Origin of the sequence: Vibrio sp. 10N.222.52.C3, assembly GCF_041474195.1 — a bacterium.
Taxonomy (GTDB): Bacteria; Pseudomonadota; Gammaproteobacteria; order Enterobacterales; family Vibrionaceae; genus Vibrio; species Vibrio crassostreae_C.
Genome location: NZ_JBFRTQ010000013.1, coordinates 35285 through 59955, shown reverse-complemented (window position 1 = coordinate 59955; position 24671 = coordinate 35285). Strand labels below are relative to the sequence as shown.

23 protein-coding genes and 1 pseudogene are annotated in these 24671 nt (G+C 44.9%); 6 read left to right on the top strand and 18 right to left on the bottom strand.

All coding sequences use genetic code 11. The features are described from left to right. Positions 1–71 (bottom strand): annotated as a pseudogene (locus tag AB4517_RS01970) (LysE family translocator); the annotation flags it as partial. Between the two features lie 248 nt (positions 72–319). Further along, positions 320–1252 carry a 50S ribosomal protein L3 N(5)-glutamine methyltransferase gene (gene prmB / locus AB4517_RS01965; RefSeq protein WP_017060640.1) on the bottom strand — a complete coding sequence of 311 codons (933 nt, stop codon included), beginning with the start codon at positions 1250–1252 and terminating at the stop codon, positions 320–322. A 62-nt stretch (positions 1253–1314) separates the two neighbouring features. Between prmB and smrB the strand changes: the two genes are divergently transcribed. Then, positions 1315–1845 (top strand): endonuclease SmrB, encoded by a 531-nt coding sequence (gene smrB, locus AB4517_RS01960; protein WP_017064096.1) that lies wholly within the window; start codon positions 1315–1317, stop codon positions 1843–1845. A gap of 111 nt (positions 1846–1956) precedes the next feature. On the opposite strand, the gene sixA is transcribed toward smrB, so the two are convergent. Continuing rightward, a complete protein-coding gene (sixA, locus tag AB4517_RS01955) occupies positions 1957–2421 on the bottom strand; it encodes a phosphohistidine phosphatase SixA (protein ID WP_017064097.1) in 465 nt (154 codons plus the stop codon). A gap of 305 nt (positions 2422–2726) precedes the next feature. Between sixA and AB4517_RS01950 the strand changes: the two genes are divergently transcribed. Beyond that, positions 2727–5504, top strand: a complete 2778-nt coding sequence (locus tag AB4517_RS01950; RefSeq protein WP_102320194.1) for an insulinase family protein — start codon at positions 2727–2729, stop codon at positions 5502–5504. A gap of 301 nt (positions 5505–5805) precedes the next feature. Here the strand turns inward: AB4517_RS01950 and fadJ are convergent, their stop codons facing one another. Beyond that, the gene (gene fadJ, locus AB4517_RS01945) at positions 5806–8022 is read right to left on the bottom strand and encodes a fatty acid oxidation complex subunit alpha FadJ (protein WP_050635203.1); all 2217 of its coding nucleotides are present in this window, start codon (positions 8020–8022) and stop codon (positions 5806–5808) included. Then, complete coding sequence (gene fadI, locus AB4517_RS01940; RefSeq protein WP_371721004.1) at positions 8022–9329, bottom strand: acetyl-CoA C-acyltransferase FadI; 1308 nt, start codon at positions 9327–9329, stop codon at positions 8022–8024. Before fadI ends, fadJ begins: the two co-directional genes overlap by 1 nt. A 552-nt stretch (positions 9330–9881) precedes the next feature. On the opposite strand from fadI, the gene AB4517_RS01935 reads away from it, so the two are divergent. From AB4517_RS01935 to AB4517_RS01920, 4 genes are all read left to right on the top strand, one after another. Next, complete coding sequence (locus tag AB4517_RS01935; protein WP_017060646.1) at positions 9882–10430, top strand: sigma-70 family RNA polymerase sigma factor; 549 nt, start codon at positions 9882–9884, stop codon at positions 10428–10430. Then, the gene (locus AB4517_RS01930; RefSeq protein WP_017060647.1) at positions 10423–11151 is read left to right on the top strand and encodes a DUF3379 domain-containing protein; all 729 of its coding nucleotides are present in this window, start codon (positions 10423–10425) and stop codon (positions 11149–11151) included. Before AB4517_RS01935 ends, AB4517_RS01930 begins: the two co-directional genes overlap by 8 nt. A gap of 297 nt (positions 11152–11448) precedes the next feature. After that, positions 11449–12714, top strand: a complete 1266-nt coding sequence (locus tag AB4517_RS01925) for an outer membrane protein transport protein (protein ID WP_372147810.1) — start codon at positions 11449–11451, stop codon at positions 12712–12714. A gap of 290 nt (positions 12715–13004) precedes the next feature. After that, entirely contained in the window at positions 13005–14282 is a 1278-nt protein-coding gene (locus AB4517_RS01920) for an outer membrane protein transport protein (RefSeq protein WP_372147809.1), read from the top strand. An 89-nt stretch (positions 14283–14371) separates the two neighbouring features. Here the strand turns inward: AB4517_RS01920 and AB4517_RS01915 are convergent, their stop codons facing one another. The 13 genes from AB4517_RS01915 to AB4517_RS01855 form a co-directional block, all read right to left on the bottom strand. Further along, on the bottom strand, positions 14372–15157 hold the full coding sequence (locus tag AB4517_RS01915; protein WP_372147808.1) for a VacJ family lipoprotein: 786 nt from the start codon (positions 15155–15157) through the stop codon (positions 14372–14374). Positions 15158–15281: 124 nt separating this feature from the next. Continuing rightward, entirely contained in the window at positions 15282–16502 is a 1221-nt protein-coding gene (ccmI, locus tag AB4517_RS01910) for a c-type cytochrome biogenesis protein CcmI (RefSeq protein WP_372147807.1), read from the bottom strand. Next, complete coding sequence (locus tag AB4517_RS01905; RefSeq protein ID WP_102321165.1) at positions 16502–16993, bottom strand: cytochrome c-type biogenesis protein; 492 nt, start codon at positions 16991–16993, stop codon at positions 16502–16504. The genes ccmI and AB4517_RS01905 overlap by 1 nt, the downstream gene beginning before the upstream one ends. Then, a complete protein-coding gene (locus AB4517_RS01900) occupies positions 16990–17541 on the bottom strand; it encodes a DsbE family thiol:disulfide interchange protein (RefSeq protein WP_017060653.1) in 552 nt (183 codons plus the stop codon). The genes AB4517_RS01905 and AB4517_RS01900 overlap by 4 nt, the downstream gene beginning before the upstream one ends. Before the next feature lie 5 nt (positions 17542–17546). Continuing rightward, entirely contained in the window at positions 17547–19517 is a 1971-nt protein-coding gene (locus AB4517_RS01895; protein WP_048661502.1) for a heme lyase CcmF/NrfE family subunit, read from the bottom strand. Next, on the bottom strand, positions 19514–19996 hold the full coding sequence (ccmE, locus tag AB4517_RS01890) for a cytochrome c maturation protein CcmE (RefSeq protein WP_017060655.1): 483 nt from the start codon (positions 19994–19996) through the stop codon (positions 19514–19516). The genes AB4517_RS01895 and ccmE overlap by 4 nt, the downstream gene beginning before the upstream one ends. After that, positions 19993–20199 carry a heme exporter protein CcmD gene (gene ccmD, locus AB4517_RS01885; RefSeq protein ID WP_009848525.1) on the bottom strand — a complete coding sequence of 69 codons (207 nt, stop codon included), beginning with the start codon at positions 20197–20199 and terminating at the stop codon, positions 19993–19995. Before ccmD ends, ccmE begins: the two co-directional genes overlap by 4 nt. Positions 20200–20213: 14 nt before the next feature. Then, positions 20214–20954 carry a heme ABC transporter permease gene (locus AB4517_RS01880; RefSeq protein ID WP_017064107.1) on the bottom strand — a complete coding sequence of 247 codons (741 nt, stop codon included), beginning with the start codon at positions 20952–20954 and terminating at the stop codon, positions 20214–20216. 148 nt (positions 20955–21102) lie between these two features. Beyond that, positions 21103–21771, bottom strand: a complete 669-nt coding sequence (gene ccmB, locus AB4517_RS01875) for a heme exporter protein CcmB (RefSeq protein WP_017060658.1) — start codon at positions 21769–21771, stop codon at positions 21103–21105. 1 nt (position 21772) lies between these two features. Then, positions 21773–22390, bottom strand: coding sequence for a cytochrome c biogenesis heme-transporting ATPase CcmA (ccmA, locus tag AB4517_RS01870; RefSeq protein WP_017060659.1), 618 nt, complete (start codon positions 22388–22390; stop codon positions 21773–21775). 278 nt (positions 22391–22668) lie between these two features. Next, on the bottom strand, positions 22669–23181 hold the full coding sequence (locus tag AB4517_RS01865) for a DUF2802 domain-containing protein (protein WP_017060660.1): 513 nt from the start codon (positions 23179–23181) through the stop codon (positions 22669–22671). Next, the gene (locus tag AB4517_RS01860) at positions 23181–23675 is read right to left on the bottom strand and encodes a chemotaxis protein CheW (RefSeq protein WP_017064109.1); all 495 of its coding nucleotides are present in this window, start codon (positions 23673–23675) and stop codon (positions 23181–23183) included. The genes AB4517_RS01865 and AB4517_RS01860 overlap by 1 nt, the downstream gene beginning before the upstream one ends. Positions 23676–23747: 72 nt before the next feature. After that, positions 23748–24671, bottom strand: a 924-nt coding sequence (locus tag AB4517_RS01855; protein WP_372082571.1) for a chemotaxis protein CheW, incomplete at its 5' end; no start/stop codon positions are given.

Here is a 24671-nt window from a genome sequence, read left to right as displayed (position 1 = left end):
GAACTTGGGCCTGGTGATGCCGTTAAAATTAGCACCGCTAATAAATAATAAATCCATGTATCAAAGCTCATCGTGAATCCTCCTTAACTCACTAAAACGACTAAATATTAAACACCAATATGTAATAAGCCCTCATACAACTAAATATTGCGCTTAACGTCGTCGATATAAATGCAAACATCTTTAATCTAGGCAATAAAAAACGCCATGCATTGCTGCATGGCGTTTAAATAAAAACGTTTCAAATCGAACGTCTTACTAGATGTCAGGTTCTAAGCTTACAGCCCTAAGATAGGGGCACTAACCTAATAATTGAAACCTAGTCTTTGTAGATAGAGAACTCATCAGCGCAAGCAACAAGCTGCTCACGAGTGATCATGAATACGCCATGACCACCGTTAGAGAATTCAATCCAAGTGAATGGAATCTCTGGGTACTGATCCATCATATGAACCATTGAGTTACCAACTTCACAGATAAGAATACCGTCGTCAGTTAGGTAGTCTGGTGCATTAGCTAAGATGCGACGAACCAATTTCAGACCGTCTGTACCCGCTGCTAGGCCAAGTTCTGGCTCGTGAGTAAACTCATCTGGCAGGCTGTTCATATCTTCTTCGTCCACGTAAGGTGGGTTAGATACGATCAGGTTGTATTTCTCTTTTGGCAAATCACGGAAAAGATCTGAACGGATTGGGAACACTTGCTGCTCCATGCCGTGATCTTGAACGTTCTGCTCTGCAACTTGCAATGCGTCAGTAGAGATATCAATCGCATCTACTTCAGCGTCTGGGAATGCGTGAGCACAAGCAATAGCGATACAACCACTACCCGTACACATATCCATGATGCGAGTTGGCTCTTCAGTTAACCAAGGTTGGAATTGAGCTTCGATCAGCTCACCAATTGGAGAACGAGGCACAAGAACGCGCTCATCAACGAAGAACTCAAGACCACAGAACCAAGCTTTGTTGGTTAGGTAAGCCGTTGGTGTACGATCATTAATACGCTTGATTACGCGCTCAACAATACGTAGACGTTCGCTGCTCGTTAGACGAGAGTTCATCACATGCGAAGGAACATCAATCGGCAGATAAAGAGTAGGTAAGATAAGTTGTACTGCCTCATCCCACGCGTTATCAGTGCCGTGACCATAAAATAGGCCCGCTGCGTTAAAGCGGCTAACAGTCCAACGAATCACATCTTGAAGCGTGTGTAGTTCTGATACCGCTTCTTCTACAAAAATCTTATCCAAAATTGTCTCCGAAAAGCGCTACAATACTGCTAATTACGTTTCTAATTAGAATTCATAACCTGATGAGCAAAAAAGACACCGACTTCGATGACGATTTCGCCCTGTTCAACGATGCAGTAAAGGGCGTTAAAAAGTTGCAACAGGATACCATAGTCCAGCAGCCAAAAAGAAATGCCAAGCAAAAAGAAATTACTCGAACGGCAAGACAAGCCAGTGATAGCGAGTTTTATTTCTCGGATGAGTTCATTCCGCATCTTAGCGAAGACGGTCCGACGCGTTATGCGCGTGATGATGTCTCTAAATATGAGGTCAAGCGCCTCCGTCGTGGTGTCTACGTGCCTGACGTGTATCTCGATATGCATGGTATGACTCAACAAGAAGCCAAACGTGAGCTTGGCGCGATGATTGCGCACTGCGTGAAAGAGAGCGTGGCGTGTGCCTGTGTTCAACACGGTATCGGTAAACACATCCTTAAACAGAAGGTGCCTTTGTGGTTAGCACAGCACCCAGACGTGATGGCTTTCCACCAAGCACCGTTAGAGTTTGGCGGCAATGGCGCGCTGTTAGTCTTGCTTTCGGTTCCTGAGAAGTAATTCTGGTTAACAAACTCTCTCTCACCAAAAAACAACAAAGGGCATCCCAATCATATTGAGATGCCCTTTCTAATTGTCTGCAACTTTGTCATCAAACAGAGCTCAACGAGCTTATGGATTGATGTTCCAAAGCAACTCACCTTTTTGTGTCTCAAGGTTGAAGTCGATACACGCTAGGCCCGAAGTGGGAAACATAGGCGGCGCCATGCCTGTTGCAAACTCTGCAGTTAGGTAGCCAACTAGAGGTAAATGAGAAACAAATAAAATGGTCTCTAGTTTTTCTACTTCAGCCATTGCTAAGGTCAAATCAAACACATCGTCGGACATTCCATAAGGCGTAATATCATCACAGGTTTCTACTTTCTTTCCAGAAAACGCCTGAGAGATCTCTAACCACGTTTCTTGTGCCCTTAAATATGGGCTCACCAGCACTTTATCGAATTGACTAATCCCCTGCTCATTTGCAGCTTGTGCCACGGCAAGAGAAGCCATTTTCCCGCGCTTGGTCAACGCTCTTTCTGCATCCGAGTTGGCAAAATGTTCTGCTTCACCGTGGCGCATAATGAATATTTTCATGTTCAATCCTGTCTTCGTAACATGTCGAAAGTCGATATATCCCATATATCAGCGAAACGCTACTTAGGTTTGGCTCTCAATCCAGAGAAACCGCAGTCAATATAAATAATTATATCAAGTCACTTGCCAAAGAGTTCGACTTTCTTAACAATCTTGTTAAAAGAAAATAAATTACTGATAAAAATCGATAAAAGTGATTTAGAAATCGCCAAAAAGCACTTCATATCCCAAAATATGATCACAAGGTTTGCACGCCGAATCATCGGGTACATAATTTAAAAACCACCTTCTCTGGAGATGCTCCTGTGCACTTAAGCCCAAATGATGAACATCAATACCGCTACATAACCTTAAATAACGGGTTACGTGTACTGTTAGTTCAGGATCAAAATGCTCAAAAAGCAGCAGCCGCATTAGCCGTCAATGTGGGGCATTTTGATGACCCTACAGACCGAGAGGGTTTAGCTCACTACTTAGAGCATATGCTATTTTTGGGAACTGAAAAGTATCCAAAGGTCGGAGAGTTCCAAAGTTTTATCAGCCAGCATGGCGGTAGCAACAACGCTTGGACAGGAACAGAGCACACCTGCTTCTTTTTTGATGTTGAATTGAATGCCTTTGAAACCGCACTCGATCGCTTCAGCCAATTTTTTACCGCTCCCCTTTTCAACGAAGAAGCGTTAGACAAAGAACGCCAAGCCGTTGACTCCGAATACAAGATGAAACTCAACGACGACTCACGACGCTTGTACCAAGTTACCAAAGAACTGGTGAATCACAATCACCCATTCTCGAAGTTTTCTGTCGGTAATATCGATACGTTGGGTGACAGAAACGGCGAGACGATTCGACAAGAGATCTTGGCTTTCCACCAGCAACAATACTCTGCTGACTTGATGACACTGACACTGTCTGGCAATCAGTCGTTAGATGAGATGCAAAGCTGGGTTGAGGATCGCTTTAGCTCAATCACCAATCACAACCTACAAGGCAAAAAGGTTGAAGTTCCGATTGTCGGCGAGTTAAGTACGGGTGTACAAGTCCGCGTTGAGCCGATTAAAGAAGTGCGCAAACTGATCTTAACCTTCCCGATGCCAAGCATGGACGAACACTACGGCGTTAAGCCTTTGTCGTTCTTTGCCCACCTTTTAGGTTACGAAGGTGAAGGCAGTTTGATGATGCAACTCAAAGAGAAAGGCTGGATAACATCTCTCTCTGCAGGTGGTGGCGCGAGTGGCAGTAACTACCGTGATTTCACAGTCAGTTGCTCATTGACCATAGAAGGTTTAACCAAAACCGATAACATCATCCAAGCGATATTTCAGTACATCAAGTTAGTCGAACAACAAGGCATAGAAGAGTGGCGCTACCTAGAAAAACGCGCCGTTTTAGAGTCTGCTTTCCGCTTTCAAGAGCCAGCAAGACCGCTTGATGTCGTCAGCCACCTCGTCATCAACATGCAGCACTACCAAGAGCAAGATGTGGTGTATGGCGATTACAAAATGTCGCATTTCGATGACGAATTACAGCGTTCTTTGCTGCCTTACTTAACCGTAGACAACATGCGAGCGACCATTGTTGCTCAGGGATTCGAGTATGACAGGGAAGCGAAGTGGTACTTTACTCCCTACTCGGTCACACCTTTTAGCGCTGAACAAGTTCAATGCTTTACGTGCATTAACCCCGGTTGGCAGTTTGAACTCCCAAGCAAAAACCCGTTTATTTGCTACGATCTAGACCCGACTGAACTGGAAGGTGACGCTAAGTTCCCACAACTGTTAGAAGAGCTCGACGGCTTTAAGCTGTGGCACCTGCAAGACCATCAATTTCGAGTTCCTAAAGGTGTGGTGTATGTCGCTATCGATAGCCCGCACTCAGTTGCTAGCCCAAGAAATATCGTTAAAACACGCTTGTGCGTAGAGATGTTCTTAGACTCACTCGAAAAAGATACGTATCAGGCTGAAATCGCCGGAATGGGCTACAACATGTACACCCATCAGGGCGGTGTAACGCTCACTCTGTCCGGGTTTAGCGAGAAACAGCCACAACTGCTCAATATGATTCTTGAACGTTTCCAAGCACGCGACTTTAGTCCAACACGCTTCGAAACCATCAAGCATCAATTGCTCAGAAACTGGAACAACGCGTCGCAAGATCGCCCTATTTCGCAGTTGTTTAATGCAATGACTGGGATACTTCAACCAAATAACCCGCCTTATTCCGTGTTAATTGAAGCCCTAGAAACGATAGAGGTCGATGAGCTCTCCTCTTTTGTTCAAGCAATCTTGGCGGAACTTCATGTTGAGATGTTTGTGTATGGCGACTGGAAAAAAGCCGATGCACACAAGATGGCTGAAACGCTAAAAGATGCACTGCGTGTTCAAGATCAGGCTTACGAAGAATCACTGCGTCCGCTCATCATGCTCGGTGAAAACGGCAGCTTCCAACGTGAAGTGGTGTGTAACCAAGATGATTCAGCAATTGTGGTTTATTACCAATGCCCTGATATTTCACCTAAAAATATCGCGCTGTATTCATTGGCAAACCATTTGATGTCGGCCACTTTCTTCCATGAGATACGAACCAAGCAGCAGCTAGGTTACATGGTCGGTACTGGCAATATGCCGCTCAACCGACACCCTGGTATTGTGTTGTATGTGCAATCACCGAATGCCGCCCCTGCTGACTTGTTAGCTTCAATAGATGAGTTCCTCAATGCCTTTTACATGGTGCTGTTGGAGCTTAACGACTATCAATGGCACAGCAGTAAGCGCGGTCTCTGGAATCAGATTTCGGCACCAGATACGACTTTGCGAGGGCGAGCTCAGCGCTTATGGGTTGCGATAGGCAATAAGGATGTTGAATTCAACCAGAGAGAGCGCGTATTGGAAGACCTTAAGGGGTTAACTCGCTCAGACATGATGCGTTTTGTGGTTAGCCAGCTAAAACCACGCACGGCAAATCGCCTGATTATGCATGCTCACGGTAATGCTCATAATGAGGAAGAGAAGCTGTCAGCAGGTGTTGAAATTGGCTCTATTGATGAGTTTCAGTTACGCCCGAAAGATACTGAGCTAGGCTGATAAAGCTGGAATGAAAATCATAAGGTTGATGTGAAAGCATCAACCTTTTTTATTGGATGCAGTCCAAAAGCAGATCTCCTATTACGTTCCTTCGTCGCTTTAGGAGATGACGGTAGTTTTGATTGACGTGTGTTTGACCACCTTTCTAATCAACGCAATAACTTACTTTTTATCTCTCAATCATCATTCCCGAGAAGGAGGAACGACTGAGTCGGGAATCTCATATCTCTAGCATGTCTCCATAAAAATAAAGCCCGCATCAATCGCTTGATGCGGGCTTCTTAATCAATGAATTAGAGAGTTACTTGTAGAAAGACTCACCCAAACCAGCACGTGTCAGTAGGCCATCACATGGCGCAAAACGATCACCGTACTTCTTAGCGAAATCGTTCATCATCTCAACCAATGACTTAATACCGATTTGATCCATGTAGCGGAACGGACCACCTAGGAATGGAGGGAAGCCGATACCGAAAATCGCACCGATATCACCATCACGAGGGCTGCGGATAATACCGTCATCCAAACAACGAACCGCTTCGTTTAGCATAGGTAACACACAGCGCATCGCGATATCGTTATCGCTCAACTTAGGATCTGGTTGCAGCTTAAGCAGCTTGTAAACTGACTTATCGACTTCCTTCTTCTTCCCTTTGTAAGTGTAGAAACCTTTGCCACTCTTACGGCCTTTACGGTTGTCATTCAACAGAATGTCGAACACATCAGGTCCTTGGAAACGATCGCCAAGCTCATTCACTAAAATAGGAATGATCTTAGCTCCGATATCAACACCCACCTCATCTAGCAATGTGATAGGGCCAACCGGGAAACCGAAGTCCAATAACGTGCTGTCGAGCTTTTCAATCGGCTCGTTCGCTAGCAGTAAATGCGCTGCTTCGTTCATGTACGGAGCAAGAATACGGTTCACATAAAAACCAGCTGTGTCTTTGACAACAATCGGTGTTTTGCCTTGCTTCTTCGCTAATGCGACAACCGTAGAAATCGTCTCTTCAGAGGTTGTTTCATGGGGGATAACCTCAACCAACGGCATTTTTTCTGCAGGGCTGAAGTAGTGAAGACCGACCACGTTTTCTGGTCGCTGTGCCTTCTCTGCAATTTTATGGATTGGCAGTGAAGACGTATTCGTCGCGAAAATAGTCTCTGGCTTGGCATTAGCTTCGATATCCGCAACCATTGACTGCTTAAGGTCGAGGTCTTCAAATACCGCTTCAATCACCACATCGGTGTGATTAAAACTGGTAAAGTCGATACCACCAGACAGTTGAAGCATCTTACTTTCAAGACCCGCTCGGCTCAGGATGCGACGCTTACGCTGCTTATCGAATAACTTAAAGTTGTAGTTAAGCGCGTTCAGTACACCTTCATTTGATACGTCTTTAATGCGCACAGGTACTTTCGCCTTAGCAACGCTGACATGACTGATACCTGCGCCCATAAGACCACCGCCAAGCACACCAACACGCTTAACCGCTTTGGGTTCTGCGTCTGCGCCGTGCTCTTTTTTCATTTCCGTAGTCGCAAAGAAAATAGAACGAAGGGCTTTAGATTCTGAAGTCATAACCAGTTCAGAGAAACGCTTCGCTTCATACTGAAGACCTTTGTCAAAGCCGTTCTCAAGGCCATAACGAATGACATCTAGAATCGCATCCGCTGCTGGGTAATTGCCGCGTGTTTTCTGATTAGTCTTCTTAGAAGCTTGTTCAAAAATCACTTTACGACCAAGGCCGTTACGTGAAATCAGCTTTTCTTTGGTCGACGCTTGGCTTTTCGACGCAAGACGCTTACCTTTTTTACTGCCCGTATTCTTTTCAACAAAGCTCTTAGCGACTTCAAGCAGGATAGTTTCAGGCACGCAAGCATCCACAACACCAAGCGATTTCGCTTTCTTAGCTCGCAGTTGCTTGCCCGTTAGGATTAGGTCAAGAGATGGTAACAAACCGATAAGGCGAGGTAGACGCTGTGTACCGCCAGAACCCGGCAATAAGCCTAGTTGTACTTCTGGCAGACCAAGGCGAGTCTTATCTGAATCGGTACATACGCGGTAATCACACGCCAGTGCAAGCTCTAAACCACCACCTAAACATGGTCCGTGAATCGCTGCGACCACTGGGTACGGCAGTTCAGACAGAGTTTGGAACATCTCCTGCCCTTGGCGAGCCAGAGACTGTGCTTCGTCAGCCGTTTTACACGCATCAAGCATTCTTACATCAGCACCAGCGATAAAGTTATCTGGCTTAAGAGAATGAACGATTAGGCCCTTAACTCGGCTTTGCTTTTCTTTGAGTTGCTCGAAGATGGCTTTCATTTCTTCAGCAAAAGCCGCTTGCAGCGTGTTCATTTTCTCGTTTGGTACATCAATCGCTAACCAAGCAATATCTTGCTCATCGATATTGAGAGTAAATGCTGTCGCTTTCTTTTTGGTTGATTCAGTCGCAGAGGTTGAATCTGGTTGAGCGACTGTTTCTTTTTCTGTTGTTGCATCAAGAGTCGTAGACATTATTCTACCTCCAAGATCATTGCTGCACCTAAACCACCAGCCGCACACGCTGTGTTCAGTGCCAAGCCGCCACCGCGACGTTTCAGTTCACGTAATGTTTGAGTCATCATGCGTGCGCCAGTCGCTGCAAACGGATGTCCGTAAGCAATCGAGCTACCCAGCACGTTGAACTTCTCCATATCAATCTCACCGATCGCTTTATCGCGGCCAAGATTCTTCTGTGCAAACTCATCGCTTGCGAACATTTTCACGTTAGCCAAAACTTGGGCAGCGAATGCTTCGTGCATTTCGATCAGTGTTAGGTCTGACAACTCTAAACCGGTGTTCTTTAATACTTGTGAGGTCGCGTAAGTCGGGCCCATCAGCATATCTGTTTCAACACCAATCGCTGAGAACGCATAACCACGAATATAACCAAGCACTTCTAAGCCTAGTTCTTTCGCTTTACCTTCGCGCATCAACATCACTGCTGCACCGCCATCGGTAAGAGGCGTAGCATTGGCTGCCGTTACACTGCCGTACTTTCTATCAAAAGCAGGACGCAGCTTGGCGTATCCTTCAACCGTTGAGTCGTGGCGAATGTTGTTGTCTTCCGCTAGATACTTTTTGTAAGGCGCCGGGAATGCAGTCATCACTTCGTCTTTAATCTTGCCTTCTTTCCATGCCTGAGAAGCCAAAGAGTGAGAACGGTGAGCAAGTGCGTCTTGAGCTTCGCGAGTAATACCATGCGTCTTAGCCATTTGCTCAGCCGTTTGTCCCATGGATAAACCGGTCGAGTACTCTGCAACTGCAGGTGGTACTGGCATCAAATCTTTTACGGAAAGCGTTTTAAGAATCTTCAGCTTTTGACCCATAGTTTTCGTTTTACTCAGCGCTAATAGATTTGCCGCTAACTTTTTCGAAACACCGATAGGCAATACAGAAGAAGAGTCCGCACCGCCTGCAATACCGACATCAATCGTGCCAGCCATAATGCTTTCGGTCACGTTAACTGCCGCTTGGAAGCTGGTCGCACATGCTCGTGTGACACTGTAGGCATCGGTATTGATGTTCATGCCTGTGCCCAACACGATTTCACGCGCAATGTTCGGCGCTTCTGGCATTTGCACTACTTGGCCGAACACAACTTGTTCGATAAGCGCAGGATCGACATCCGTTCTTGCAAGCATTTCACTCACAACCATTTTGCCTAAGTCGACCGCAGGCACTTGGCTAAATTCTGTGCTCTGACGAGCGAATGGGGTTCGTAATCCAGCGACAACGGCAACACGTTCTCCAGAACGCGTTTTGACTTCCTGTTTGCCCATGGTTTCTCCTTAAAGTTAAGAGGTCTGACCTGAAGCATTGTAAAGAAGTTGTTAATTAAATCAAACGAGCGTTTAAATAAACGTGATACGAGTATCTCACTGTTTGAAAATATAACTGCGCATTCAGGCGAACCTTTTTGGGGGAAAGGTTGCCGTAAGAGACTAAACTATTGTAAGCAAAGACTGTTATCGCTGTGTAGGGAATGGTTTTCTTGAGGCAAAAAAAAACCACACAAAGCTGTGTGGTCGGAATGTATATAAAGCAATTAACTTAGCGCCAATTGAAATAATCAGTTTCCTGATTAGGAGAAAGTAAAGTCAGCCTTCAAAAGGAAGTGTCGTCTTGCTCAACATGCTAGCCACGAATGACTAACTAGACGACAAGGTGTACTATAACGAGTTCGAGGCCTTAGATTTTGAAGTAGATCAATTTTAATGTGATTTTACGATTTCCTGCCGATCGTTAGCTCTAAAAATATAAAAACGAAGCACAACGTATAGAGGACAGCTATACGCAGAGCAATTATGGAGGCTCGTGTGTCAATAATAAAAATGTTTGGAAAGAAAACAGCCAAGCGTCCGGTCAACTCTGATATGGACAAACAAAGAAAATACGAAGCACTTGTGCGCGCCTATCATCGTGACCTCTTTCGCTACGCCTATTGGTTATGCAAAGACAAAAGCATTGCCGAAGACTTAGTTCAAGAAACTTGCCTTCGTGCATGGAAGTCACTCGATAGCCTTCAAGATGAAAAAGCCGCCAAATCTTGGCTGATTACCATCTTGAGACGCGAGAACGCTCGACGTTTTGAACGCAAACAGTTTGATCTGGTTGATATCGACGATCACGGTAACGATGCTAGTGTCAGTGATGACCCGCACCATCAGCATCAGTGGTTGCAAGCCCAGATCATGAAACTTGAAATTGATTACCGTGAACCTCTCTTCTTGCAAGTGATTGGTGGTTTTAGTGGTGATGAGATTGCCGATATTCTCGATCTCAACAAAAACACGGTGATGACACGTTTATTCAGAGCTCGAAATCAGTTGAAAGAGCTGTTGGATACAGAAGAGGCAGAGAGGGGGCAACATAATGGATGATTTGGAATTTCGTCGTCGTGTATTGTCGGAACCTAAACAACGTACACAAGATATTGTTGATGCGACCGCGAATAGCGAAGCCAATAGTAACTTCTTAGACGATGTACTAGCGCTTGATAAACAGATCCACTCTGCGATGAATGTGGATGTGCCAGACGATCTTGCTGATCGTATTCTGTTCAATCAGACCTCAAGCGAAGAAAGCAAAGTAGTAAGGCCAACGTTTGCGAGACGAGCAATGGCAATGGCCGCCTCAGTAGCATTCGTTGCAGGTTTATTAGTTGGCCAAGTGAATTGGGGAAATGCATTCGTTTCACCTGCGCAAGCTAGTTTAGTTGATACAGCGATGAAGCATGTTGTTGATGAGAAGAGCTTTGTTAGTAGCATCGATGAACAGGTTACATCGCAGCAGATCAACGCAAAAATGAACCCATTTGCTTTTCAGTTTGATGACGCTTTCCCTTACCATGTTTATTACCTAAACCACTGTGGCTTTGGTAAATCCAACGCAGTACATATGGTCTTCCAAGGCGCAAAAGGCAAAGTAACACTGTTTTTAACCGGTATTCCAACAGACAAACCTATCGATTTTGATGAAAAAGGCATGTCCGGCTCGGTAACACCCGTAGATGGCAGCAGCTTAATCCTTGTGGGTGAAAATGGTGAGGATGTTTCCAAAATCGCCGAAAAGCTGACAAAAATGATCAAACCAATGAGCTAATTCGCTCTTAAAGCCCCGTCACAAAAGGCCCAGCAATTATATTACTGATATTGCTGGGCTTTATTTATAAATAAACCACAAAACCATTCACACCACCAATACCTCTAGAGTTAAAACTCTAAAAAATAGCATTTCACACCATTTTCGTGCCAGATAGGCGTCATTTCCATAATTTTCCACTCAAAATTCCCAATGGTCGGATTTGTATATCGTATACTTGCGAATAGGATCAGCCACCATTGAGCAATTGCTCAAATTAATCGCCCTGTAGAGGCGGATATATAAAGGAATAAATGAATGACTACCAACAACACGCGTCTGTTTAAAAAGTCTCTTTTAGCAGTAACAATTACACTGGCGTCTTCGCAAGCGATGGCAGCAGGTTTCCAACTTAACGCACAATCAGCTACCGGTATCGGCCGTGCTTTCGCTGGTGATGCAGTAATCGCAGATAACGCGTCAGTAATGGCACGTAACCCTGCGGCAATGGCACTGTTTGACAAAACTGAACTATCTCTTGGTTTTGAAAGCATCACTTCTATGATTGAAGTTAAAGATGCTACTTATACTGGCTTCATGGGCGGTAATTCTAGCAATGCTGACTATGACGATGCTGGCGATACTTCGATTGCACCAAACATTCATCTAATCGTTCCAGTAAATGATAAATTTGCATGGGGTGTAAATGCTTATTCTAACTTCGGTACAAAAACTGAATTCAGCGATAGCTATGTGGGTGGTGAATACGGCGGCCTAACAGATGTAAAAAGTGTTAACTTTGGTTTAGCTGGTTCATACCGTCTAAACAAACAGTGGAGCTTTGGTGCAGGCCTTGACCTTATTTACGGTAAAGGCGAGCTAAAACGAACAATGAGCTCAGAGTCAGGCACAGGCGGGATCCCGCTTCCTTTACCACAACCAGGGCAAACGGTCCTTGACGCTGAAGCCGATGGCTGGGCTTTAGGCTTTAACCTTGGTACTGTTTTCGAATTGAATGAAAACAACCGTTTTGGTTTGGCTTATCACTACTCTCCGAAACTTGAAGCTGAAGGAGATATCAGTTACCAAGGCACTGAATATAAAGATGATACTCTTTATATGCCTCTACCTGATATTGTTGAGTTCTCTGGCTTTCACAAAATCGAAGATACTAAATTCGCGGTTCACTATTCAGTACAATGGATTGGTTGGAGCTCATTTGACAAGCTAGAAGCAGAAAAAGCGGGTGTTCTAAATAATTACGAATGGCAAAATGGTATGCACTACTCTCTAGGTGGTACATATTACATGAATCGTGATTGGACACTTCGTGCCGGCTACATGTATGACACTAGCGCACAAGATGAAGTAACTTCAGTTTCAGTGCCAGATTCAGATCGCCAATGGTTCTCAGCTGGTTTCACATACCACATCAACGAAGCGTCAAACGTAGACTTTGGTTTCACATACTTAATGGGCGACGATGTTAAAGTTAATGAATCAACTTCTGTTGTTTCGTCAATTTCAGCAACAACTCGTGCAGATGCAATCCTAATGGGTCTACAGTACAGCCGCAGCTTCTAATATAATCGAAGTTAACAATCCCAAAGGGTCGCATAATGCGACCCTTTTTTATTACCTAAACCACTGACCTACATCAATTTAAGCTTACAGCTGTAGCCTGCAAGGTCAATATATGACTACAAGTGTACGCTCAAATTTAGCAACACAGCCGAAACATTTAGATTATTTCTCTAATAATTAAACACATTTACTCATTAAATCCCTAAAACACTGTTTTATTCGAATTTCATTTTTAAAGTAATGACTCTAAAAGTAGAATCACGCCACTAAATACTTATGATTCAGCGAACATGAAAATGAATAAGACTCTTCTATCTACTGCAGTGGCAGTTGGACTACTTTCGACTTCTACAGTGACTCACGCGGCAGGTTTTCAACTAGCAGAATACTCAGCGACCGGTCTTGGCCGCGCATACGCGGGTGAAGCTGCAATGGCAGACGGCGCAGACGCACAATGGCGCAACCCTGCCATGCTGACTTACCTAGAAGGCACTCAAGTTTCTGTTGGTGCAATCTATGTTGACCCGAACATTGATATCGACGGTACCTCTGGCGGAAATACTCCAGCAAGTAGCAAAGATTTCGCCCACAGTGCTGTGATTCCAAGTTTTTATGTTTCTCATAAGTACAACGACAAGTTCGCATTGGGCTTCGCTGCAGGCACCAACTATGGTATGGAAACCGACCTAGGTACTGACTTTGCTGGTGCAAACCACGGCAATGAAGCAAGCGTAATCAGCATGGAATTCAACTTAAATGCTGCATACCAAATACTTGAAAATGTATCAATTGGTGGTGGTATTCGCTACATCATGGCAGAAGGTAGTATTGGAGCAACGGCTACAGCCCCTGCATTTGGAATCGTAGACGCAGGCGATACATTAAAATATATGGAAGGTGATGATACCGCTTGGGGCTGGCAAATTGGTACCGCATGGCAGATCAATGAAAGTCACCGCGTAGGTTTTGCCTATAAATCGGAAGTAAATCTTACTCTCGAAGGATACGCAACAGGCGCTGGTTTCAACCTATTTAACCCTGCTAAGCATGATATCAAAACCGATGGTTCTATGGATTTAACTCTTCCAGCAACTGCTGAAATTGCATCATTTCACCAACTGACTGATAAAGTTGCGATTCACGCGAGCATTAACTGGACGGATTGGAGTAGCTTTGACAAGCTTGAAGCGAACCTGTCAGATCGCAGCAATACTGAGTTAATCAAAAATGAAAACTGGGAAGATAACTACCGCTTTGCAGTTGGCACCACTTACCAAATGACACCTAAGCTGGCTCTACGTTCTGGTATTGCTTACGACACTTCCGCAGTAAGTGAAGAGCACCGTACTGCTACGATTCCAGAAACAGACCGTACTTGGTTAAGTATTGGTGCGGGCTACCAATGGTCTGAACAACTTACACTAGACGCAGGCTTCACCTACATTCTAGCGAAAGACGCTAAAATGCATGAAACCGATGCTGCAGCGAGTTTATTTGGTGGTGACTTCGAAGGTGAAGTGACTGGTAGCATCTGGTTAGTGGGTATCCAAGCGAACTACCGCTTCTAATCTACCGCCCTAAAAGTAGAAAATATTAAAAAGGCTCGATGTTGCATCAACATCGAGCCTTTCTTTTATCGGTTTTCTAAATCGTGTTTCTAGTAATCTTCTAGATAACCATCGATCAAATCTTCTTCTTCAAGGTCGACCTCTTCAGGTTCAATCTCGGCTTTGAAATCACGACGTTGAATGTAAACATCACGCGTTAATGCATATGGATCAGGAGAGTTATCCAAGAGCGCCTCTTGTGACACTAACTGAGCACGTGTTTCCATGCCTTCGAATGCCCACTTTCCTAAGCTAGCCCAGAAGTTCAAGAAAGACAGAGGCACATACATACCATCAACGGTTTCAGTCACTTCGCGCGTTGTTACTGGGCCATAACCCGGTACCATGAAGTACGGACCATTCCCTACCCCGTAATGACCAATCGCATCAGAGAACGACTTATCATCGTATTTTGTGATCCCAGCTTCGCTGGCAATATCGATCAAGCCTAACAAACCAATCGTTGAGTTAATCCAAAAACGATTGAAATGGTCGAGTGCTTTTTCACCATTGCCCATAATGAGGTTATTCACCATGCTTGATGGTTCGTCTAAGTTGGCTAGAAAATTGGAGATACCAGAACGTACTGGCACAGGGGTGTAGTCAACATAAGCGAGGGAAACAGGGCGAACTAAATAAGGATCTAGATATTCGTAGTTGATATCCCACATCGCTCGGTTGAAGCCTTCAAAAGGATCATTCGGGTGGAACTCTTCGACGTATTCAGAGGTTTCGAGGTTATCATCGTTAACACTTTCGTCCGGCGCACTTGAACACCCAACCGTTAAGCTTGCGATAAAAAGTAAACTCGAGAGTCTTAAAACACTGACAGACATATCACCTTTTCCATAAGGAATTCAAATAATAAAAAAGGCCAGCAATCGCTGGCCTCAATTGTTTGGCTAAGTCTATACCGTTTATCTGAAAATCGGAATAGCTAACACCTATGCAAAATGATGATTAATATTGCTTATTGATATCAATGGTGACTGGATCGCCCAATTCAACCACTTCACTTTCACCGTACCAATCACCTTCGCGAGTTGAAACGTTGCCGTCTGTATCAAGCCTAGCTCTAACCATCAGAGTTTCAAGGCTAGACAGCTCTTGTCCTTCCAGCATGCTGTTGCCGTCATCTAGCACAACAGTACGAGGGAAAGTCCCTAGTGGGTAACGAGCGGCTGCGATAGGCATTGGAGAACCATCCGCTCTGTGTACTGACACAATTAACACTGAGTTAGGGTCAGCATTCACGTCTGCAGATAGATCGAGCGTTACAGCAACAGTCTTGCCTTGGTCGACACCCATAGTATCACCCATTTTCTTCTGAGTACTTTCAATACTGCGAGAAAGCATTTCATAGCGACTGTCTTGTGGACCAATCATCTGTTGCATGATGCTCCAGTACTTCACAGCACCTGGGTAGTCTTGACGCTCAAACGCATCAAACGCAAGCAGAGAGAACACACGAAGGTCAACGTAATCGTTTTGAATCAAACGGCTCAAAATCAAACGAGCTTGGTTTTGATCAGCTTCATCAGGAGAAAGCATCAGTGCTTGTGCGAAACCTAACTGAACATCTTCATTCTTAGGTTCAAGCTTGTAAGCTCGTTCCATAGAATCTTTTGCTGTTTCAGCGTCGCGGTTAGCCAGTGCAATACGACCGAGTAGCAACCAACCTGTTGAATCTTTTGGTTGGTAATGCAGACGAGTACGAAGCGCTAGAGTCAAATCTTCCAACTCATCATCCGTTAGTGCACCACCTTCCGATGACATTAGCTTTTTAGACAATTCAGGAAGGTTCGAGCTCACTTCTTGCCAGTGTTGAACTTTGTCCAACGCACCGAACTTAAAGTACATACCATAAGTCACAGCCACGACAAGAATGATCGACGGTACAACCACACCAAGCGTAGAGATTTGAGTTTTCTTCATCTCTTCTTGTGCAGGAACATCATCAAGCAGAGACTGTTTCAAATCAGCGATCAGTTCTTGTTGGTTATCAACAAGACCTTCCTCTGCTTCTACTTCTAACTCGACAAGACGGTCTTTATAGAACGCTTTATTCAACTCGTCGCGAAGCATCTCGTCATTGTTTGCCTTCTTGTTAATGAAAGGCAGAACAATTAAGAAAATTGCCGCTAGCGAAAGGATAATGGTAGAAATCCAAAATAGAGTCATTACTTCTTATCTCCGTCGTTCTCTTCATCGAGTAACGCTTTTAAGCGAGCTTCTTTGTCTGCATCCCAGTCTTTATCTGACTCTACTGCTGCTTTTGATTTTGACTTTCTGCTTCGTAAAATAATCAAACCAAATCCAAACACAACCACCGCAAACGGACCAATCCAAAGGATCGATGTAGCTAGTGTCAGTGGTGGATTGTAAGTCACAAAGTTACCGTAGCGAGCAATCATGTAATCAATGATATCTTGCTTCGACTTGCCGTCTTTTGTCATCTCGTACACTTTTTGGCGTAAGTCGACCGCTAGCTCAGCATTCGAATCACCAATCGTGTTGTTCTGACATTTAGGACAACGCAGCGTATTACTCAACTCTTTAAACTGCTGTTCTTGATCCACGGTTTCAAATTCATGGAACTCGATAGGCGCAGCAGAAACTGTCGCTGAAATTGCGAACGTAGCGAATAGAGCAATCAGTGCCTTTCTAATCATTTCGATTCCTCCAGCAACTCTTGATACATCGGCTCAAGCGTCGATGCCCAGTTGGTTGGGTTCACGTCACCAACATGGCGGTAGCGAACCACGCCGTTAGCATCGATTAGGAAAGTTTCAGGCGCGCCATACACGCCAAGGTCAAGACCTAGCATGCCATTGCCATCAAACAGGCTGATTAAGTAAGGGTTACCCAGTTCTTTTAACCAACCAACCGCTTTGTTGCGATCATCTTTGTAGTTAAGACCAATGATCTTAACACCTTGATCCGCAAGCTTGTTCAGGTAAGAGTGCTCTGCATAACAAGTAGGACACCAAGTCGCCCACACGTTAAGAAGCAGTGGCTCACCTTTAAAGATCGCTTGATCATGAAACTTACCTGGTTGTTCTAAGTCTTCTAGACCGAACTCAGGAACAGGCTTACCAATCAATACTGATTCAAGCTTAGTCGGGTCATCACCCGACTGGTTGCGCATTAATTGCGTTGCAAAGATTCCAGCTAGAACCATGAACGCAATCAATGGAATGAATAAAATCTTCTTGTTCATTCGAATTAAGCCTCCTGCTCTTCAGCCGACTTTTTTGTTGGCTTACGGAAACGGTAACGACGGTCACTGATAGCAATAGCGCCACCAATCGACATGATCAAAGAACCAGCCCAGATCCAACGTACAAATGGTTTGTAGTAGATACGTACAGCCCAAGATTTGTTGTCGTCTAAACGTTCACCCATTGCAATGTAAAGGTCGCGCGTTACGCCACGGTCAATCGCTGCTTCTGTCATCATAGACTTAGCTGTGGTGTAGAAACGTTTTTCAGCGTGGAGCGTGTTGATGTATTTGCCTTCTTTAGTAATTTCAAAGTCAGCAATGTAACCATCGTAGTTAGGACCATCTTTGTCACGAACCCCTGTAAACAGGAAGCTGTATTCTTCAAGCTGGTAGCTTTCACCTGGCGCCAGACGCACATCACGTTCGATGCTGTAGTTTTGCACCATCGCGATACCAATCACTGTCACGGCTAAACCGATGTGACCACACACCATCGCCCAGTGACTACGAGGCAACTTAGTTAGACCTTTCATAAACGTATGACGGTGAGTCGCACGTTCATGCAGCTCAAAGCCGTGCATGAAGATGATCCAGAATGCCATTACCCAGCCAGCAAACGCAGTACCACTGAAGCGGTCAGCCAATAGAGCAACCATTAGCGCACTCAAGCCCAGTGAGAATGCACCTGAAATCAGCATTGGTTTAACAAGCTTAGACAGGTTGTCACGTTTCCAGCGGATCAGAGGACCGATACCAAGCAAGAACGAGAACGGAATCATTAACCAGAAGAACAACATATCAAAGAATGGTGCACCGATAGATACCGATCCCAAGCCTAACTGTTTGTGAACTAGTGGTAATAACGTACCTACTAACACAACCACTAGGGCTGCAATCAATAAGATGTTGTTGCCAAGCAGTGCGTTTTCACGAGAAACCAGATCGAAGTTACCACGAACACGAACCGATGCGCCTTTAACAGCAAACAACAGCAGTGAACCACCGATAACGAAGACTAGGAAACCTAGGATAAACATACCGCGAGCAGGATCCGACGCAAACGCGTGAACCGATACCAAGATGCCTGAACGAACTAAGAATGTACCTAGTAAGCTTAGCGAGAATGCAGAGATAGCCAGCAATACTGTCCAAGCTTTAAATGTGCCACGCTTTTCTGTTACCGCTAGTGAGTGCATCAGCGCAGTACCAGCCAACCAAGGCATGAATGAAGCGTTTTCTACTGGATCCCAGAACCACCAGCCACCCCAGCCAAGTTCGTAGTAAGCCCACCAAGAGCCTAGTGCGATACCTACTGTTAGGAATAACCAAGCTGCGATTGTCCAAGGACGAGACCAACGAGCCCATGCCGTATCTAAACGACCACTCATTAGAGAAGCGATGGCGAAAGAGAACGCTACCGAGAAACCTACATAACCCATGTAAAGCATTGGCGGGTGAATAATCAAACCCGGGTCTTGCAGTAGTGGGTTCAAGTCGCGGCCATCTACAGGGAAGAAAGGCAATGTACGTAAGAACGGGTTAGACGTCACGATAATGAACAGCAAGAAGCCGACAGTAATCAGACCCATGATAGCCAAAACGCGAGCCACAGACTCTTGAGGCATACCACGACTGAATGTCGCTACTGCTACAGTCCAACCCGCTTGGATGAGAACCCAAAGCAGTAATGAACCTTCGTGCGCACCCCAAACCGCCGTAATTCGGTAGTACCAAGGTAGTTGGCTGTTTGAGTTACTTGCTACGTATTGAATCGTAAAATCATTTGTGTAAAACGCGTAACACAAGATAAAGAACGAAATCGCTAAGAATCCGAACATACCCCACGACAACGGTCGTGCGCTGTTCATCAATAATGTGTTATTTCGAGCGGCTCCATACAATGGGAGCACGCTTAGCAGCAATGCAAGTCCCAAGGACAGGATCATCGCAAAATGGCCGATCTCGGCTATCATTGAGCATTTCCTTCTTTTTGTTCAGTCGTGTATTGCAAAGGCTCATGGGTTTTCTTCATTGCTTCCGCAACTTCAGAAGGCATATACTCTTCATCGTGCTTTGCCAACACCTCAAACGCTTCGATTGTCGTTGCATTTTTAAGGACACCCTGAGCAACAATACCTTGGCCTTCACGGAAAAGATCAGGAAGGATACCATCGTATAGAATTGTTACTTTAGGGCCTACATCCGCCAAATCGAAGCTTACACGTAGTGATTCATTGTCACGGCTTACAGAGCCGACTACGACCATGCCACCAATACGTAGGCGTTGACCAACTTCAGGCTTTTTACCATCTTTGCCGTTGACCAGCTCAGTTGGTGTGTAGAACAGATCCATGTTCTGGTTAAGTGCGTAAACCATCAATCCAACAGTCGCACTGATACCAAAAAAGATCGCTAAGACAATGCCCAGCCTCTTTTTACGTCTTGGGTTCATAGAGTGTTCTCCATATTTTTTGCTGCATCGATACGAGCTTGACGATCAATCTTAGCTTGTACTTCATTTAGTAATTGCTTACCACGACGAACGCTTACGACCAGTAAAATGATCATCGCGAGAAATGTGATTCCAAATGCACTCCATACATAGGAGGCATAGCCTCCCATGGCAAAGAAATCACTCAAAGATTCAAAATACATAATTACCTACCCTACTACGCTTTTTCAGCCGCAAGCTTGCGAACCCATGGACGGTGACTTTCTTTACTGATGATTTCGTTACGGAAACGAACCATAGTCACAGCACCAAAGAAAAAGGCGAAGCCGAAGATGTTAAGAAGAAGCGGCCATAACATGTCACTTGAAATAGAAGGCTTGTCGAACTTAGTGATCGTCGCGCCTTGGTGAAGTGTGTTCCACCACTCTACTGAAAAGTGAATGATAGGTAGGTTGATGACACCAACGATAGCCAAAATGCCTGCCGCTTTTGCTGCTGTTTTTTGGTCGTCAAAAGCGTGGTGTAGTGCAATCACACCCAAGTATAGGAATAGAAGAATCAGCTCTGAGGTTAAACGCGCATCCCAAACCCACCAGGCGCCCCACATTGGTTTACCCCAAACAGCGCCGGTTAGTAACGCAATGAAGGTAAACACAGCACCAATCGGTGCCATCGCCAGTGCGGCCATGTCTGATAGCCTTACCTGCCATACCAAACCGATAAAGGCAGCAATCGCCATCGACATGTAAACGCCCATAGACCAGATTGCAGACGGTACATGGATGTAGATGATACGGAAGCTATCGCCTTGTTGGTAATCAGAAGGCGCAAATGCAAGCCCCCACACGGTACCGACGGATAGACACAATAGCGCTAGGATCGAAAACCATGGCAAAAGTTTACCAGCAAGCTGATAAGAGGTTTCTGCTTTGGCATAGGGATGGAGCCATTTCCACATGTTGTAATCTCACTCTTACTTCATATTGCTTACAGCTATTAAAGCTATAATTATAATAATTTTATTTGTCTTGCTTTCAGTTTTATTGACTCTATGAGTCCAATCGTCACATTTGGTTCACATTGGCTATACGATAACGGAACCCCAATCAGTTCACACTCACTCTAAGTGCGGCACTGATCGCAAAAGGCGTCATAGTCATCGCACCCATTAACATTGCCCCAAGCACCGCCAATTGGCCGTTGTACGCAACGCCCAAAGCCGCAGCGTCAATCGCTGACGTCGCGAAAATCAAAATGGGGATGTAAAGCGGCAAGATTAACAGGCTTAACAGGACTCCGCCCTTCTGTAACCCAACGGTTAACGCAACACCAATCGCACCAATAAAACTCAATGCGGGTGTTCCTACCAGCAAGGTCAACACAACTGAGAGCCATGTATCAAAATCTAAAGACAACAAAACAGCCAATAATGGGCTGATTAAAATCAATGGTAACCCGGTCAACAACCAGTGTGCTATGACCTTGGACAATACTACCAACTGCAACGGGATGGGCATCAGCATCATCTGCTCAAGCGCGCCATCTTGAAAATCGTCGCGAAAAAGACGTTCTAAAGAGAGCAGTGCAGAGAGCAAAGCGGCCACCCAAACAATACCCGCAGCAATACGCGCAAGTAGGTTTGGCTCAGGGCCGATACTCAAAGGGAATAGAGTTATAACAATGATGAAGAACCACAAAGGGTTAAAGATATCCGCTTGACGTCGAAACGCGATAAGCAGTTCGCGTCGGATAATCGTGGTCATTGAAGAGATCATATTACTCACCCAACTTTATTTTTCTTAGTTTCGGGCTATCAGCAAACATATCTTGGTGTGTGGTTAACAACACAATGCCACCGTTGTCTGCATGCTGAGAAAAAAGAGATTCGAGAACTTTCACGCCCTGCTTATCGATGGCAGTCAGCGGCTCATCGAGAATCCACAACATTTGCTTGCTCAACCACAGGCGAGCCAACGCTACTCGGCGCTGTTGGCCTGCTGAAAGTTGCCCCGCAGGTACGTCTTCTCTGCCCGCAAGCCCCACTTGAGCCAGCGCGTGATAAAGCTCTTCTTTGCTGGTACCGCCACTGTGAATAGACTGATAAAAGCTCAGATTCTCATAAGCACTAAGTTCGCGCTTTACACCTGTTTGGTGACCAAGAAAAAGTAAATTTTGATGATAAACATCTCGACTCGATTCAATAGACTCACCATCCCAAGAGATAGTGCCGTCATCGCGATCGCCTAAGCCAGTAATAATCCTAAGGAGTGTCGTTTTCCCGGTACCGTTACGACCTTCAACTTGAACCAGCTCACCTGGTTTCAATTGAAAAGACAACGATTCAAACAGAATCCTGTCGTCACGAATAGCAGTTAAATTTGAGACTTCTAGCATAGGTAAATTTAGTCGAGTAATGAGAGCGCTATAGTAGCACACCAACATGGTGACAAAACAGGACTAGGCGTTTTCGATAGAACAAAGTCGGTAAGAAACTGTTACCACCTCATCACAATTTACACATTTTCATCAACAAACAAGATATTGTCGTAGATACAAGCACTTATAAACATCGTTCTATATAGATCGGACAGGCATAAAAAAAGAAGCCGAAGCTTCTTTTAAGAGGAATACGTAATAAACATCAATTGCTCAATACGAATTAAGCGCTCAATTTAACGACGTCGAGGCGGGTCTCTGCGATCGCGAGAGGCATCGGGTTGCTGATCGTACGATGAAGGGTCGCTTCGTAATGAAGGAATTTTCTCTTTACCAGCAAGCTTGTTCTGCAGAGACATCATCAGCTCAGCTTCCGCTTTAGGTAATTCACACTCTTCGATCAGTTCGTTTATCCCGGCACCAAGCTGAACCATTTTCGTTGCACGTGTGTACAAACGTCCATCGGTATCCGCATGTTCCAGCTCAACAATACGTTCATTCAAATGTTTGATAAGATCTTGTTGTTCAGTCACTTTCTGGCCAAGGCCAACCACAACAGAGCGAACCTCAAGTAATTGCTTACTCGATTTTTGAAGCTCTTTGTCCAAGTTACGAACTTGCAGGCGTGACTGATCGAGCTGCTTTTGAATCGCACGTTTTACTTTGCTAATCAAAATCAGGATAAATAACGTAAAAACCCCAACGCCTGATATCAGAGCGACAGGGCTTAAAGGAAGCGCTTCAAACATTACAGGTGAGCCATCTCATCCCATTCGTCTTCGCTTAGTAGTTTGTTTAGATCTACTAAGATAAGTAGCTTGCCATCTCGGTTACTTACACCTTGGATGAACTTAGCACTTTCATCAGTACCAACACTTGGCGTTGTGTCGATTTCAGAAGAACGCAGGTAAACCACTTCAGCAACGCTATCTACTAGAATGCCAATTACTTGACGCTCAGATTCAATAACGATGATACGAGTGTTGTCTGTGATTTCACCTTGCATCAAACCAAAGCGAGAACGAGTGTCGATAACAGTAACAACGTTACCACGTAGGTTAATAATACCTAGAACGTAATCTGGAGCACCCGGTACTGGAGCAATTTCGCTGTAACGTAGTACTTCACGTACTTGCATTACGTTGATGCCGTAAGTTTCTTCTTCTAGCTGGAAAGTCACCCATTGAAGTACTTCATCATTCGTTTGCTCTTTTCTTACTTCAACTTCACTCATATGAGACATAGATAATCCTCTTGCCGTCGTTACCGACCACTATTATTAACTTGATGCTTATTGTTAGCCCAATGCTTATTACTAGCTTAATGCTTTTACATCTAGCCCTGCGTTTAGCATGGCGATTAATGCTTCAACATGAATCAAAGCACACATTTTTTCTTTTACCATACCAGCGAGCCATGGGCGTTTCCCTGCCATTTCTCGCCAACGTACTTTGTCTGTATTAAGTAGCTCGGTGCCTTTGAGCTCTGTGCCCGCCAGGCCCCACAAGCTCTCTCCAAGCATCACTATATATTGATAGTTTTCTTTGTATTCGTCACCTGATAGTTTCTCAGACATCACCCATTTTGCGGTGTCGACCACATCTAGCTGACTATCACGGTTGGTTTGTAAACCCAAATACCAAGCTGGCTTACCAATGATATGACTTAACTCTTCAAGGCGATGGATGCCGCCAAGCTCATCAAGTGGCACCGCAAAGGTCACGCCGTTTACATCAAAATACAAGACTTGAAAGTCTTCTTTGCGAACCGTACTTTCCCAAGAGGTAAACTGGTCAGCACCTCCTGCTTGAGTTTCGGGTTCAATAACTGTCTCGGGATCAGGAACGTCAAGTTCAGGCTCAACAGCCTTAACTTCTACTTGTTCCGTCTCCAACGATTCAGCTTGTAACTCTTCAATTTGCTGCGATTCAACAGGTGGCTCTACAACAATTGATAAATCGGGTTCTGGAAGATTCCAATCCTGAATCTCTGGCTCTTCGAACACTTGAACAGACTCAACCGCGGCATCAAACATTTGCATGTCTGCTTGCTGGGCGATTTTCTGGGTGTTCTGATCCATCAACTCATCAAGGTTCAGTTCATCAACAACATTGGTCGCCTCTAAACGGCTGAGTAGTTTCTGAACATCTTCAAGGTTAGGAACCTCAAACTCAGCCGCGCGTATTTCTGCGTAGCTAGAGTGGTGACTCGAAAATTGGCGCTCTGGCTCTGGCTCTGG